The 14,242-nt window shown below is 40.6% G+C and carries 13 protein-coding genes; 3 read left to right on the forward strand and 10 right to left on the reverse strand.

The features are described 5' to 3' along the window. Positions 1-67: 67 nt before the first annotated feature. Together EGS71_RS19405 and EGS71_RS19410 are read right to left on the reverse strand one after the other, a co-directional pair. Positions 68-922 (reverse strand): SDR family NAD(P)-dependent oxidoreductase, encoded by an 855-nt coding sequence (locus tag EGS71_RS19405; RefSeq protein WP_000834591.1) that lies wholly within the window; start codon positions 920-922, stop codon positions 68-70. 44 nt (positions 923-966) lie between these two features. After that, complete coding sequence (locus EGS71_RS19410) at positions 967-2,454, reverse strand: flavin-containing monooxygenase (RefSeq protein WP_000483420.1); 1,488 nt, start codon at positions 2,452-2,454, stop codon at positions 967-969. A 136-nt stretch (positions 2,455-2,590) separates the two neighbouring features. Here EGS71_RS19410 and EGS71_RS19415 point away from each other — a divergent pair, with 136 nt between their 5' ends. Then, positions 2,591-3,604 (forward strand): AraC family transcriptional regulator, encoded by a 1,014-nt coding sequence (locus EGS71_RS19415; protein ID WP_000872538.1) that lies wholly within the window; start codon positions 2,591-2,593, stop codon positions 3,602-3,604. 43 nt (positions 3,605-3,647) lie between these two features. On the opposite strand, the gene ttdB is transcribed toward EGS71_RS19415, so the two are convergent. From ttdB to EGS71_RS19430, 3 genes are read right to left on the reverse strand one after another with little or no spacing between them, the layout of a single operon-like run. Continuing rightward, the gene (gene ttdB / locus EGS71_RS19420) at positions 3,648-4,256 is read right to left on the reverse strand and encodes a L(+)-tartrate dehydratase subunit beta (RefSeq protein WP_000722967.1); all 609 of its coding nucleotides are present in this window, start codon (positions 4,254-4,256) and stop codon (positions 3,648-3,650) included. Further along, positions 4,253-5,152 carry a L(+)-tartrate dehydratase subunit alpha gene (gene ttdA, locus EGS71_RS19425; protein ID WP_000356537.1) on the reverse strand — a complete coding sequence of 300 codons (900 nt, stop codon included), beginning with the start codon at positions 5,150-5,152 and terminating at the stop codon, positions 4,253-4,255. Before ttdA ends, ttdB begins: the two co-directional genes overlap by 4 nt. A 49-nt stretch (positions 5,153-5,201) precedes the next feature. Next, positions 5,202-6,500: an MFS transporter gene (locus EGS71_RS19430; RefSeq protein WP_000425068.1), complete on the reverse strand. Its 1,299-nt coding sequence runs from the start codon at positions 6,498-6,500 to the stop codon at positions 5,202-5,204. A 237-nt stretch (positions 6,501-6,737) separates the two neighbouring features. Between EGS71_RS19430 and EGS71_RS19435 the strand changes: the two genes are divergently transcribed. Further along, entirely contained in the window at positions 6,738-7,658 is a 921-nt protein-coding gene (locus tag EGS71_RS19435) for a LysR family transcriptional regulator (RefSeq protein WP_000990660.1), read from the forward strand. Positions 7,659-7,716: 58 nt separating this feature from the next. Here EGS71_RS19435 and EGS71_RS19440 read toward each other — a convergent pair whose 3' ends face one another. From EGS71_RS19440 to EGS71_RS19455, 4 genes are all read right to left on the reverse strand, one after another. After that, positions 7,717-8,595, reverse strand: coding sequence for a class I SAM-dependent methyltransferase (locus EGS71_RS19440; protein WP_000658000.1), 879 nt, complete (start codon positions 8,593-8,595; stop codon positions 7,717-7,719). A 111-nt stretch (positions 8,596-8,706) separates the two neighbouring features. Then, positions 8,707-10,230 (reverse strand): flavin-containing monooxygenase, encoded by a 1,524-nt coding sequence (locus tag EGS71_RS19445; RefSeq protein ID WP_000126750.1) that lies wholly within the window; start codon positions 10,228-10,230, stop codon positions 8,707-8,709. 23 nt (positions 10,231-10,253) lie between these two features. Then, positions 10,254-11,087: an SDR family NAD(P)-dependent oxidoreductase gene (locus EGS71_RS19450; protein ID WP_000600028.1), complete on the reverse strand. Its 834-nt coding sequence runs from the start codon at positions 11,085-11,087 to the stop codon at positions 10,254-10,256. A gap of 62 nt (positions 11,088-11,149) precedes the next feature. Next, positions 11,150-12,109 (reverse strand): metal-dependent hydrolase, encoded by a 960-nt coding sequence (locus EGS71_RS19455; RefSeq protein WP_000626177.1) that lies wholly within the window; start codon positions 12,107-12,109, stop codon positions 11,150-11,152. Positions 12,110-12,635: 526 nt separating this feature from the next. Here EGS71_RS19455 and EGS71_RS19460 point away from each other — a divergent pair. Further along, complete coding sequence (locus EGS71_RS19460; RefSeq protein WP_000107496.1) at positions 12,636-13,259, forward strand: TetR/AcrR family transcriptional regulator; 624 nt, start codon at positions 12,636-12,638, stop codon at positions 13,257-13,259. A gap of 65 nt (positions 13,260-13,324) precedes the next feature. On the opposite strand, the gene EGS71_RS19465 is transcribed toward EGS71_RS19460, so the two are convergent. Next, entirely contained in the window at positions 13,325-14,047 is a 723-nt protein-coding gene (locus tag EGS71_RS19465) for a pirin family protein (RefSeq protein ID WP_000459994.1), read from the reverse strand. Positions 14,048-14,242 lie beyond the last annotated feature (195 nt).

Genomic DNA, 14,242 nt, shown 5'->3' on the forward strand with positions numbered 1-14,242 from the left:
GGACTCATACTAAGCATGTGAGATTAGTCAGCATCCCTTAAGATTAAGAGCATGCTGACCACTATTTTTATCTTGCTGATTTGTTGAGTAGGCGAGTTTGCCAAGCGGTCGCGGCTGCAAAGATCTTTTGGTAACCTTGCGGAAGAATACGCTGAATTACATCGACGGCTTTTGCATCGGCTCCAATAAGTAAACGGCGGCGGTCCTTACGAACAGCTTCCAAAATTTGCTGAGCTGCATCATCAGCAGGGGTGCGAAGTAATTTATCGAAAGCATCTTGGCTTTTTAGCGGGTCCATTCCTAAAGACTGGACACTATTATTCATACGTGCAGCTTTGGCAATATTGGTGCGAATACCACCCGGATGCACACAAGTCGCGCTCACACCAGCATTTTGCATATCAAGTTCTTGGCGTAATGATTCAGTAAAACCACGAACGGCAAATTTACTGGCGTTATAAGCACTTTGGGTCGGTTGAGCTGTTAAACCAAACATACTGGAAATATTAATAATATGCCCATCACCACTTTGCTTTAAATAAGGTAAAAATTCTTTGGTGCCATAAACCACGCCCCAAAAATTAATACCAATGAGCCATTCAAGATCTTCATAGCTCACACCTTCAGCCGTGCTACCTATTGCGACACCAGCATTATTAAAAATCAGGTTAACTTGACCATGCTCATCTACCACTGCCTTTGCCCAAGTTGCAACTTCATCACGTTTAGCCACATCAACTTTTTGAGTGGTGACTTTGACAGAATAGGGTGCTAATAGCTCGACTGTTTTGGCTAACCCGGCTTCACTAATATCAGAAAGTGCCAGATGACAGCCTTGTTTGGCGAGGGCGATTGCAATTGCTTGACCAATACCTGAACCCGCACCTGTCACAGCTGCGACTTTATTTTTAAAAGACTTCATAAAATTCTCCGTTTATTTTTCTCATTTCCTATGGCGAAGCGTATTTAAGAAATAGCCGACACCTGAGTGTAGTTTTCAATGTCAAAGCGACGAGTGCGTTGGCGATATTCAAGGGTAAAACCTGGCCAGTTATTGGTATTTTTGCCATCAGCAGTTTGGTACCAACTGGTACAGCCTTGCGCCCACACCGTTTTTTTCATTTTTTCCTGAATATTTTGATTAAACTCGTGTTGAATTTCGGCACGAATGTTGGTGAACAGCAGGTTATTTTTCAAAGTAGTGCGCAGTGCATCTAAAATATAATTCACCTGACTTTCAATCATATAGACGATTGAATTATGCCCGAGGTTGGTATTTGGTCCATATAACATAAAGAAGTTAGGAAATCCGTTTACTGTTAGGCCTAAATAAGCCTCAGCACCATCTTTCCATGTGTCTTTTAATGTACGCCCATCAAGTCCAGTAATTTGCATTGGCGCCATAAATTCAGTCGCTGTAAAACCTGTACCGTAAATAATGGCATCAACTTCACGCAGCTTTCCTTCCGTGTCTAAAATGCCATGTTCAGTAATTTCCTGAATACCTGTATCAATCACATCAACATGAGGTTGGGTCAGCGTTTCATACCAGTGGTTAGAGATTAAAATACGTTTACAACCAATTGGATAGTCCGGCATTAAACGATGGCGTAACTTCCCATCTTTAACAACTTTTCGAATGTGGCGCTGGAATATGTATTCCACCAAAGGCATTTCATTGAGTGAAGTTGTAAAGGCAAGTAGGCGAATTTCATGATGACCATATTGCAAGGCACGGTCTAGACTTTGCAAGATCGGCAGTTTACGGAAAGCTTTTTTCTCTAAAGGTTGGTAAACCCGATCCGGTTTTGGAATAACATAAGGCGCTGAGCGTTGATAAACGTCTAGGTGAGCCACTTGTTTTGCAATTTCAGGTACAAACTGAATCGCGCTTGCGCCTGTGCCAATGACTGCAACACGTTTACCAGTTAAGTCATAGTCATGGTCCCAACGTGCTGAGTGAAATGCCTTACCTTTGAAGTTTTCAATGCCTTTAAGTTTTGGATAGGCAGGGCGGTTAAGTTGGCCTACCGCGCCCACTAAAAATTCAGCTTCAAACTGTTCACCAGTTGTACTTTGGATGTGCCATATACCTTGCAGTGCATCAAATTCGGCGCTGGCTATTTCAGTGTTAAATTTGATGTGCGGGCGAAGGTCATATTTATCGGCACAGTGACGTAAATATTGATAAATCTCTTGAGATGTCCCGTAGCGATTTTTCCAACCAAGTTCCTGTTCAAAAGAAAAAGAATAAAGATGTGACGGCACATCACATGCAGCGCCCGGATAAGTGTTGTCACGCCAGACACCACCTACATCGGCAGCTTTTTCAAATAGAGTAAATTGTTCAAAACCTGCTTGTTTGAGACGAATGGCAAGTCCTAGACCACCAAAGCCAGTGCCAATAATGGCGATGCGTACATTTTTATTTGAATTAGACGACGAATTAAACATAGGCTGCTCTAAAATCCTTAAAAACAGTGAGCGAAAAAATCGCAATTTCCTGTATGCAGAATAGACGTTTATTAACTTGATTTAGAGGATGGATGAGGACAAAATATTGTGATTCGAGGACATTCTGAGCGATACAGTGAAGTATGCATGGGCATTTGAACGCAGTGTACATAGTGTTCGGTTAATGGCTGATTTCGCGATGGAATCAGGCATCTCTTATCAGACAATTTTGCAAGGGACTGGGCTTAGCCAACAACAATTACTTGACCCTAATATGGTGGTGACAGGTCATCAGGAATTACAGTTGATTCATAACTTGGTTGAGCAACTAGGAGACAGACCAACATTAGGCTTAGAGGTGGGCACACGCTATCATTTCACCACATTTGGGCCATTGGGCATGGCTCTGATGAGTAGTGCCAGCATTCGTGAAGCACTGGATTTGGCTTTAACCTATTTTACTTTAACCTTTGCTTTTACCCGCTTTGATGTGTCGGATACACCACAAGGAATTCGTATCGAAATTGATGAGCAAGATATTCCATCTTCAGTGCGTCAATTCATTATTGAACGCGATGCCGCTGCACTCATTACGGTACAGCGAGATTTGGTGCAGGACAATTTTTGCCAATATTTGGCTTTTTCTTTCCAATCCAAAGGTGATGCCGAGCCTTATCGGAATTTATTTGGGGTTATGCCAGAATTTGGCGCAGCTAAAAGTTTTGTAATTCTTGATCCGCAAAAAGTGGATCAAAAATTACTCATGGCGAATGAGTTGGTTCTGCACACTGCAGAAGAACAATGTCGTCAAATATTAGAAAAGCGCCAATCACAAAATAAATATACAACCTTAGTGCAACAGCAGCTGATGAGTATGCGTGGGGAAATGCCATCCATGGATATAGTGGCTGATCGACTGCATTTAAATATAAGAACCCTGCGCCGTCACTTGGCATCGGAAGGAATGACTTTTATCCAGATTCGTGAAGAGGTTAGACAGGTCTTAGCAGAGCAATATTTAGCATTACCAAAAGCTTCTGTTGAGCAAATTGCCGAGTGGTTAGGTTATGCCGAACCTGCCAGTTTTATTCATGCTTATAAAAGATGGCATGGGAAAACACCTCATGCCATGCGTTTAGTACAAAAATAAAAAAATGAAGGGTGCTTTTGCTTTCCCTTCATTAAAGAGTAGTTTATTTAATAAAGCTTAGTTGCTTACTGATTTTTTCTAAAATCGGTGCTTTCTTGGCTTGAAATTCAACTTTGTTTTGTTGAATCAGGTTGTTGCCTTTAGTGTCGATAGAAATAATGAGCGGACCAAATTCTCTCACACGGTTAATCCAAAGGGTTTCTGGCATACCTAGATCTTGCCATTCAGCGCCTTCAATCTCTTCAACTAAAGTTGCTGCAAGTACTGCACATCCACCTGGGAAAATCGCATGAACTGCAATATTTTCCTGACATCCAGCAGCTGTTTCTGGTCCCATGCCACCTTTACCCACAATGAGCTTAACGCCAGTTTGCTTGATAAATTCCCGCTCGAATTTTTCCATCCGCATACTGGTTGTTGGGCCAATCGAAACCATTTCGAAGTCGTTTTCACCTTTCTTGCGCACAATAGGGCCAGCATGAAAAATTGCTCCACCTTCAAGATTAACTGGTAGTTCTCGACCTTGTTCAATCAGTCTGCGATGGGCAACGTCACGACAAGTTACCAAACGGCCAGTCAAATAAACTACATCACCGACTTTAAGGTCTAAAAGGTCTTCATCTTTGATTGGCGTTGTTAGAATTTTTTTCATAGTACAACTCCTTCGTGAGACAAGATTTCATACGACATATCTGGATTAATCTTAATTTTGCCACGGCGATGTGCCCAGCAACCTGTGTTTACGGCAACACCAATTGTTGATGGATGACGTGCAGAAGATTCAATATTGACCCCCATTACACTGTTATTGCCTGTGAGTCCCTGAGGACCAATACCAATTTCATTAAGACCTTGTTCTAACAGTTGTTCCATTAAGGCAGCGCGTGGGTTCTCACTTGTTGAGTCAACTGGACGCATAATCGCGAGTTTAGAAAGACGAGCTGCGGTTTCAACCGAAGTTGATACGCCAACACCGACCAGTAACGGTGGACAGGCATTTACACCGCGTTCGGTAATAACATCCATTACAAATTCAGCAACGCCTTCGTAGCCTTGACCTGGCATTAAAACTTTTGCCGCACCCGGTAGAGTACAACCGCCACCAGCCATATAGACATCAATGGTACAAGTATCGAGTTCAGGGACAATACGCCAGTCTAACCATGGAATTTGAGTACCGGTATTTGTGCCTGTATTTTTTTCATCAAAGGTTTCAACAGCGTTGTGACGTAATGGACCTATGCGTGTTGCTTCAGCAGTTGCTTCGCTCAAAATATCTTGAAGTTCACCAAGCAAAGGGAAGTTGGCACCTGCTTCAACAAAATATTGAATGACACCCGTGTCCTGGCAGCTTGGGCGATTGAGTTTATCGGCAGCTTGCTGATTTTCTTCCATCGAGTCATAAACTGATTTAGCCAATGGATTGGTTTCTAAAGTACGCAGTTCAATTAACTTGCTTTTCACATCTTTCGGTAGGCGTTTTCCAATATAAGCCGTAAATTTGGCCATGGTGTCCGTAAGGGACTGGACTGCAATATCTTTGTCCATGTTGTGCTCCTTGAAGAAACTTGTTCAGATCTAATTGGTGTAAATAGGGTTATTGGGTTGCTTTGGCAGCGTTTACTTTCACTTTTTGGGAGAAGCTCAGCACTAGTGTCAGTAAGGTCGAGATGATGAGTAGGCCTGCAACAAAATAGAGTCCGCCTGTGAAATCTCCAGTTTGATCTTTAATCCAGCCGATCATGGCAGGGCCTGCAAACCCGCCTAAATTTCCGATTGAGTTAATCGTGGCGATGCCTGCTGCTGCGGCTGATCCTGACAAGAACATGGTTGGCATGCTCCATAGCGGTGGCTTGGCACAACTAATACCGACATTCACAATGGTAAGTGCTGCAATTAAACCAATGACGTTATGTGTGCCTGCTGCAATTGCGAGACCAACTGCTGCGGTTAAACACGCGAGAGCAACATGCCATGTACGTTCATTGGTGCGGTCAGAGTGTCGAGACCATAAAACCATGGCAATGACAGAAACGATTGGAGGAATAGCATTTAAAAGCCCCACAGTCATAGACGTTACGCCAAGCTGTTTAATAATTTGTGGCGCCCAGATGCCGAGGGTATAAAGCCCAGCCGACGTTCCGAAATAAATCAATGCAAGGGCAAGTACCCGTGGGTTGGCAAGACCACGAAGAATGCTGTGATGCTCAGGTGCATTTTTTCCTACATCCTCTTCCTTCATGGTTTTTACAAGCCATTCGCGTTCATCCTGTCCTAACCAAGTAGCTTGTTCAGGGCGATCCGTCATATATTTAAAAACAACAACGCCTAAGATGATTGCTGGTATTGCCTCAATAATGAACATCCACTGCCAACCAGCGAGACCCCAAATTCCATGCATTTCAAGTAATGCGGCTGAGATTGGTGAACCAACTGCTGTGGCAATTGGGGCGGCTGCCATAAATAAAGCAATCACCCCAGCACGATGTCGTGCAGGAAACCAGTAAGTTAAGTACAGAATAATGCCGGGAAAGAAGCCAGCCTCGGCAACGCCGAGTAAAAATCGCATAACGTAAAAGCTGGTCGAGCTTTCTACAAACGCCATACCGGCTGCAATCAGACCCCATGTCACCATAACTCGAGCAATCCAGATACGGGCACCGACTTTATGCAAAATAATGTTGGATGGGACTTCAAATAAGAAATAGCCCAAAAAGAAAATTCCGGCACCAAAACCGAGAACCGAGGCTGTAAAGCCTAAGTCTTCTTTCATGGTGAGTGCGGCAAAACCAATATTGACGCGGTCGATATAGGCTATAAGGTATAACAACATAATAAACGGTACGATTCTCCAAGTAATTCGACGTAACGTTCGCTTTTCAATATCCATTTCCATGTCATGACTCCATATTCATGACTACCAATCCTGATTGGTAGTTTTCGCTTTCTTTACCGCTATTGATTCGGCTAGATGGCTTTTCCCGTTCATCCACAGCATTCCTTCTGCGGACATTGTTATGCTCTTAAACAAGAGATGCCTTATGTCGGGAAACATTGAAATGGATGTTAAACCCTTTAAAAAACTGATGAATCGATATAAAGTTAAATCACTATTGCAAAAAACTTAATAATCATGAATGCAGATACGGAATTAGCTTTCTTTTGTTTATTGGTCAAACAAGGAAGTCTTGTCGCGACGGCACGAGAGTTAAACTTGACTCCACCTGCGGTTTCTAGACGTTTAACTCAACTTGAAGAGCGTTTGGGAGTAAGGCTTTTAAATAGAACAACACGGCGAATTAGTTTAACCAGTGAAGGTGAGGTCTACTTTGAAAATGCAGTTCGTATTTTAAAAGAGATTGATGAAATGGAGCGTTTGGTTTCAAGTAGTCGGGCAGCACCCAAAGGGGTATTGCGTGTGAATGCTCCTTTAGGCTTTGGTCGTTCTTATATTGCGCCAGCGATTTCTACATTTGCCAAAATCTATCCTGATGTCGATGTCCAACTGCATTTAACTGACCGCCCGATTAATCTGCCAGATGAAGCGATTGATGTCTCAATCCGCTTTGGCGAAATACCTGATTCACGTCTAATTGCAAAAAAATTGGCAGCCAACCGCCGTTTATTATGTGCATCACCTAGCTATTTAAAAAAGGCAGGGCAACCACTCACTCCTCATGATTTAACACAGCATCAGTGTATTGTGATTCGGCAAAATGATTTTGCTTATGGTAATTGGCGGTTAAGTCATGGCAAACAAGTTGAAACCGTTAAAGTTCATGGGCAACTGAGTACGAATGATGGGGCAGTCGCATTAAATTGGGCCTTAGAAGGCTATGGTATTTTGATGCGAGCAGAGTGGGACGTAGCAAAATATTTAAGAAGTGGTAGATTAGTTCAAGTGCTAGCGGACTATGAAACACCACCCGCAGATGTCTATGCGGTGTATTTAGAGAGACTGAATCTGTCGCCTAAAGTCGCGCATTTTCTAGATCATTTACGCCAATTTTTAAATCAGCATGTCGATGGTCCAGAGCCTCGTTCAAGTTGGTAACGATGGTATTAACCTCAATTAAAAAAAGCCAACTTAAAGTCTAAGTTGGCTTTTAACATTAGTTTTTATTTAAACGCAAATGTAGCAAACGTGTTGCCGATGTATGGCGTATATTGTCGGCACGGTTATAAAAATAACGTTCAGTAATAGCTTCACCAGACAAGTCTTCGACTACTTCAAAACCCATTTTTTCAACCGCCTGATGTAAATCTGAAGGTTTAAATTGACCTAGTAAAGGTTCTTTCAGCAAATGGGTAAACTGTGCAACACCCATACTCCCAAGTCGCTCAATACCGTTTAGCTCCTGAAAGTCGGTTGAATAGTCGAGTACCACTTCGCTTCCGTTTGCAGCAAATTCAGCAATACTTTTTAAAGTTTGTAGCGTAGTGTCCGGCTTTAAATAATGAGTGGTGCCTAACCAAGAAAAGAAAGCCGGAGTTTTTCGTACATAGCGACTTCGGGCAAGCGCTTCAGAGATAGATTCTTTCTCAAAGTTAATAGAAACAAATTCAACAGTAGAGGGAAGTTCGCCTAATTTTTTGAGTTTAGATTGTTTGGCAGCCTGAGTATCAGGATGGTCAACTTCAAAAATTTTTAAAGTTGGATAATGCTGTGATTTTCGGAGCACAAAAGAGTCTAAACCCGCTCCAACCAAAACATATTGCTCAATATTGTGTTGAACAGCTTGATTAAGTAAGTCCTCGGCATAACGTGATCGACCGACAACCTGTCCACTCAATAAACCTAAGGTACGGTTTAAAATGGGTGAATTCATTAATTTAACAATGAGTGGTGTAGATAAAAGCTTTTTCCAACCTTTACTGGTCATTTCAAAAGCATAGGGATCTGAAAATACAGGATTTATCGTATTTTTAAAGTGATTCGCACGTAAAGCAGCAGCGGCTTCGGCAGTACGGCTTGATTGACCTTCTTTCATCTTTAACCTGTTCTTTTATTTCTTGAAGATTGAATGAAGAAGGCAGTGTATTTCATGAAAATCTAAAATACACTGCCCATTCCTTACAACTGATTTGGTCAAATTTACAAATTAATGTGTCTTTGACATTTGATATGTAACTTCATAATCCTTCAAATCTAGTTTTTTCAAACGTTGTTTAAGCTTTTTCAATGACCACGGCCATGCTGCAAAGTTGCGACCGTTAGCGTCAAGGTAATAACTCTTACAGCCACCGCTATTGAATACAGTGGTTTGTAAGTGCTTTTGCACCAAGTCATTGTGCTTTTTAATTACATCAGCCTTAACATTTAACTTGCTAATTCCTTTGTTTTTAATTTTCAATAAGCCATCTACGATATAGTCGAGCTGTGCTTCTGCCAAACCAATAAATGAGTCATAAACCAGTACGTTTGGTCCCAACACTAAGAATGCATTTGGTACATTTTCAATGTTAGTTCCTAAGTAAGCTTCCGGTGAACTATTTTTCCACAAATCATTTAAACGTTGGCCTTTTTCATTAAACACACGTTTGCCGATTGGTGGGTGAGATACTTCAAAACCTGTACCCCAAATAATCACGTCAACTTCATGGCGTTCGCCATTAGCTGCAATCACCGTATTGCCTTCGACTTTAACCAGGCCATGTGGAATAAGCGTGGTATTTGGTGCTTGTAGTGCAGGGTAGTAATTGTTAGCAAACAAAATACGTTTACAGCCAATATCAAAGTTTGGCGTTACGTTTTTACGTAATTCAGGGTCCGCAATTTGAAGTTTGAGTAATTGCTTACCCAATACATTTACTGGTTTTAGTGCAAGTGGGTTACGTAAACCAAAATTAATCGCATTGAGAGTTAGCGCTACACTTTTACGCCAACTTGCCTGAATCGCTGGATATTTGGCAATGACTGATTTACTAAACTCGCCTAAGTCTGTATCCGGTTTTGGTAATACCCAAGGGGCTGTACGTTGGAACACAAATAGCTCTTTGGCTTTAGGTTGAATTTGGGGCACAAACTGGATGGCAGATGCACCTGTACCAATTACAGCAATGCGTTTTCCAGTTAAGTCATAATCATGGTTCCATTTCGCTGAATGGAACATTTCACCTGTAAAGGTATCCAAACCTTCAAGACGTGGAATCTGGGCTTCGGTAATTGGGCCTGTTGCAAAAATAACAGTTCGAGATAGATATTGACCAGTAGTTGTATCAAGTACCCACAAATGGCGTGATTCATCCCAAGCAGCATTGAGTAGTTCGTTGTTAAACTCAATTTTAGACGTGATATTAAACTCATTACTTACATCTTCTAAATAACTTAAGATTTCCGGCTGACGCGCAAATAAGTGACTCCATTTTGCACTAGGCGCAAACGAATAAGAATACAAAGCCGACGGTACATCGCAGCCACAGCCCGGATAGGTGTTTTCACGCCAAGTGCCACCTACACGTCCTGCTTTTTCAATAATTTTATAGTTGGTATAGCCAACTTGGTCGAGACGAATCGCTGCGGCGATACCGGAAATTCCAGCACCGACAATAAAGGTATCGTAAATATGGTTAGGTGAATTGACAGCTTTTTTTGCTGATGCATTTGTTTTCATTTGAGCAGTCATATGGGTACTACCTATAAAATTTCTTATTTAAATAATTTGTAAGAGGTACCAAGAAACTTGGTATACAAACTTGGTGATGCACGTTTCATCAGCCAGAACAACTTCGCATCGATTTGAGGAATGGTATAAAGCTCATCCTGATCAAGACGGTTAAGTGTGAGTTTGGCTACATCATCACTTGTGGTGAGTGCGTAGTTCATGAGCGCATGGTCTGCAAGTTTTGAATAACGGCCCGGAATACGACCATTTTTAATGATATTGGTAGGCACCAAGGTCGGGCAGAGCACATTCACTTTAATGTTGAATTTGCGAAGCTCAGCCGAAAGTGTTTCAGACAACGCACGAACACCCGCTTTCGTTACGTTATAAGCAGTCATTTCTGGTGCTGCGGTATAAGATGCCGCAGAAGCTACATTAATAATTGCGCCGTAACCTAGTTTTTTGAACTTTGGCACAAATGCATGACAACCATGAATAACACCCCACAGGTTAATATTCATGACCCAGTTCCAGTCTTCTAGGCTGAGTTCGTCAAACTTACCGCCTAAACCTACACCCGCATTATTAATGACAAGGGTGACAGGATGACTAAGTAAAATTTCAGCAGTTTCAGCCAAATTTGTGACATGTTCAGGATTACCTACGTCACAATGCATTGCAAATGCTTTTGCACCCTGTTGTTCAAGCAGCGTTACAGTTTCTTCAGCAGCTTCTAAATTAATATCTGCGCAGACTACGCTGCCGCCACGTTTTGCCAGTTCAACTGCAAAACTTCGTCCAATTCCACTGCCTGCACCCGTCACGACGGCATAAGCTTTTTGGCTTGGTTTAACTTTCTTTTTGCCAAATAAAATCATGATTCATCCCGAAATAGATTTAAGGAAAGCCAGTCATTAAGTAATGACTGGTTGCAAGCCAGTTAAGACAAGCGTACAGGTGGGGTAAATTCCTTCACAAAGTAAGGTGCAATCGCGCCGCCTTCTTTGAGTAATTTGTCTTTGTAGTACTCTAGATATTCGGTCGTGTCATGGTCATTTGGATGGAAGTCAGGACGTAAGTAATCGAAAATCTGGCCAATGGTGCTACCAAATACACCATCTTTTGGACCAAAAATAAGTCCTACACCACGGCGCGCGTCTTTCCAGAATTTTCTAGTCAACATTTCCTGTGGTTTTCTTAAAACCGGAATAAACAAGGTAGTTGCTGGGATCAAACCTAAAATAGTAAAGAAAGCTAAGAAGAAGCCAGAAGCTCGTAGTGGGTAGCTACCATTGAGTAATTGATATACATCATAGGCAATATCTTTATGCTCAGATTCTTCAAGCATATGCCACATCCATAAAGCACGGCTTTTTGCATCATCTGAATAGTAGAAATTCTTTTCGTGCTTCATCATGTATTCGGCAAGTACCGCAGTAAAATGCTCAATACCGGCCATCATCGATAATTTAAGCGGTTGCGGGAATTTCAAAAACACATATTTAAAGAAGTTTTCACCCAAGAAACGGTATAAATCGACAGGGTATTCAACATCTTTAAGCGCATCGTTATATTCATTGTGTAACTTAGAATGAATCGCCTCTTGTCCAATCAATGAAGTAACACGCTGTTTTAAAACTGGATCTTGAATAAATTCACGGTGATGACGAGCTGTTTCAATCACCAGATCTTCACCATAAGTTAGAAATACTGAAAGCGTAGCAAAAAACATCGTGGCAAATTGATTATTCATATAGAATTCAACATCAATCTCTTTACCTTCAAATCCGATATTTAAATGACGGATTGGGATGGATTTTTTACTGGCAAAATCCGGTAACTCGATTTCACGGTAAAATTTAATTTTGTTTAGTGATTTTTTAACTGTGGTCGAGATCATGGTGACACCTTCAGATCAATCAGTGATAGTGCGGCTATGTCGAAAATCAAAAAGCTTTGATTTGCAACAGGACACTGTAAATTCCATTTTCAAAAAGCAGTTTTCTCTGCTTACTGACTACGGTGATGTTGCTCCGTTATTTGTGTGATTATTTGACTGAATAACGGGAAAAAGAGGAAAGTTCAGTAAAACGGCTCAACCTCTTTTTAGATTTTTTCATGTTAATCTGAGTTTATGTTCGGATTCAATTCGGGTAACTTTTCAAGTTTCTAAACCTAAAGTTTCATGTTTTTATAAAATAAAAAATTAGTTTTAAAATTTATTAATATATTGATTTTTATTTAAATATTTTAATGTAATTAAAAAGAAATACTCAAACATAAAAGAACTTATAACTGTATTTCATTGTAGTTTTAAAAGAAATATTTCATGAAAGTTGACAACTATTCGGATTTTGTTTTTTTATTAGGGTAGGGCTAAATTACATGCTAATCTGAGCTTATGTTCGGATTATTTATAAGAAAATATGTCTACGCGAAAACCCCGTCAGGCACGAGCCAAAGTCACTGTCGATACCATTATTGAAGCAGGTTTTATTGCTGTAGCATTGCATGGACCAAGTGGTACCACCACACGTCATATTGCAGAAATTGCAGGGGTGAGTGTGGGGTCACTCTATGAGTATTTTAAAAACAAAGAAGAAATCTACGATGCGATGAATCACTACTTTGTGAGTGAAATTCTCGACATGATTAAAGAACTAACCCCCACAATTTTAGAGTTGGAGTTAGAACCTGTCATTGAAATGATTTTTTATACGTTCAGTGATTTATTAAAGAAAAATAACGACCGTTATTTAACCGTTTTACGTTATGCTGGTGAGTTGCAATACGATAAATATATTCCAAAAATTGAACAGGCTTTAATGGAAGTCATCATGAAGTATATGATGCATAATCCTAAATATTTAAAAATTAATAACTTACCTGTAATTACCTATATTTGTATTAATAGCGGTATTTTTAACGTTGCAAGGCATCTTATTTTACCCAACCCATTTATTAGTTTTGATGAAATGGTGCAGGGGCTAACCACTATGATTATGAGTTATATCAATACTGAAATGGCACGCTCAGAAGATCAATCATAATTTTTAGTTTTTCAAATGCGATAAAAAAACACCTGCGTATATTTCTACGCAGGTGTTTTTACTATTTATGGCATAGTTGGAATTTCTTCCGGACGCATATCAAAAATTAGAATTTCAGCATTGTCACCATTGGTAAATGATAACTTGCCTCCATCGCGAATACGCGCAGCATCACCGGTATTAAAGGTTTTACCGTTTACATCAATACGGCCTTTTGCCACATGTAGGTAAACATAACGACCTTCAGGAATTGCAAACTCTGCTGTTTCTTCACCATCAAAAAGACCTGAATAAATATTAATGTCTTGTTTGATGGATAAAGTTTTTTCGCCACCTTTTGGTGAAATCATCAAGTGCAATTTGCCGCGTTTGTCTTCCTCGGAAATATGCAATTGTTGATAGCCCGGTGTTGTGTTCACTTCATTTGGAACTACCCAAATTTGCAAGAAGTGCACGTTTTCTTGAGCAGAGTGATTAAATTCACTATGTGCAACCCCACGGCCTGCGCTCATTAACTGAATATCACCAGGCACAATCACCGAACCTGTACCCATTGAATCTTTATGTTCTAACGCACCTTCAAGCACATAAGAAATGATTTCCATGTTGCGGTGAGGGTGAGTACCAAAACCTTTCGATGGAGCAACAGTATCGTCATTAATCACAAGCAAATCTGAAAAGCCTACTTGTTTCGGGTCCCAATAATTTGCAAATGAAAACGTGTGTTTTGACTGTAACCAGCCATGATGTGCTGCACCACGCTCATGAGATAAACGCATATCAAACATGATTTATTATCCTCATTCAATTTTTTTCTCTGAATGCAGTTTATCGTTTTCATTTGTGCAATAAAGCTCTGAAAATAGAAAGCTTAGTGTGATTTTTGGAACGCTGAAATATTGAAATAAGATTTCTATCGAAGTAGGCATAATATTTCATTTTTTATCTTTTAAAGCCATATTTTTATCATTTTAGGACAAATG

Source organism: Acinetobacter sp. FDAARGOS_559 (genome assembly GCF_003940475.1).
In the GTDB taxonomy this organism is placed as follows: Bacteria; Pseudomonadota; Gammaproteobacteria; order Pseudomonadales; family Moraxellaceae; genus Acinetobacter; species Acinetobacter baumannii.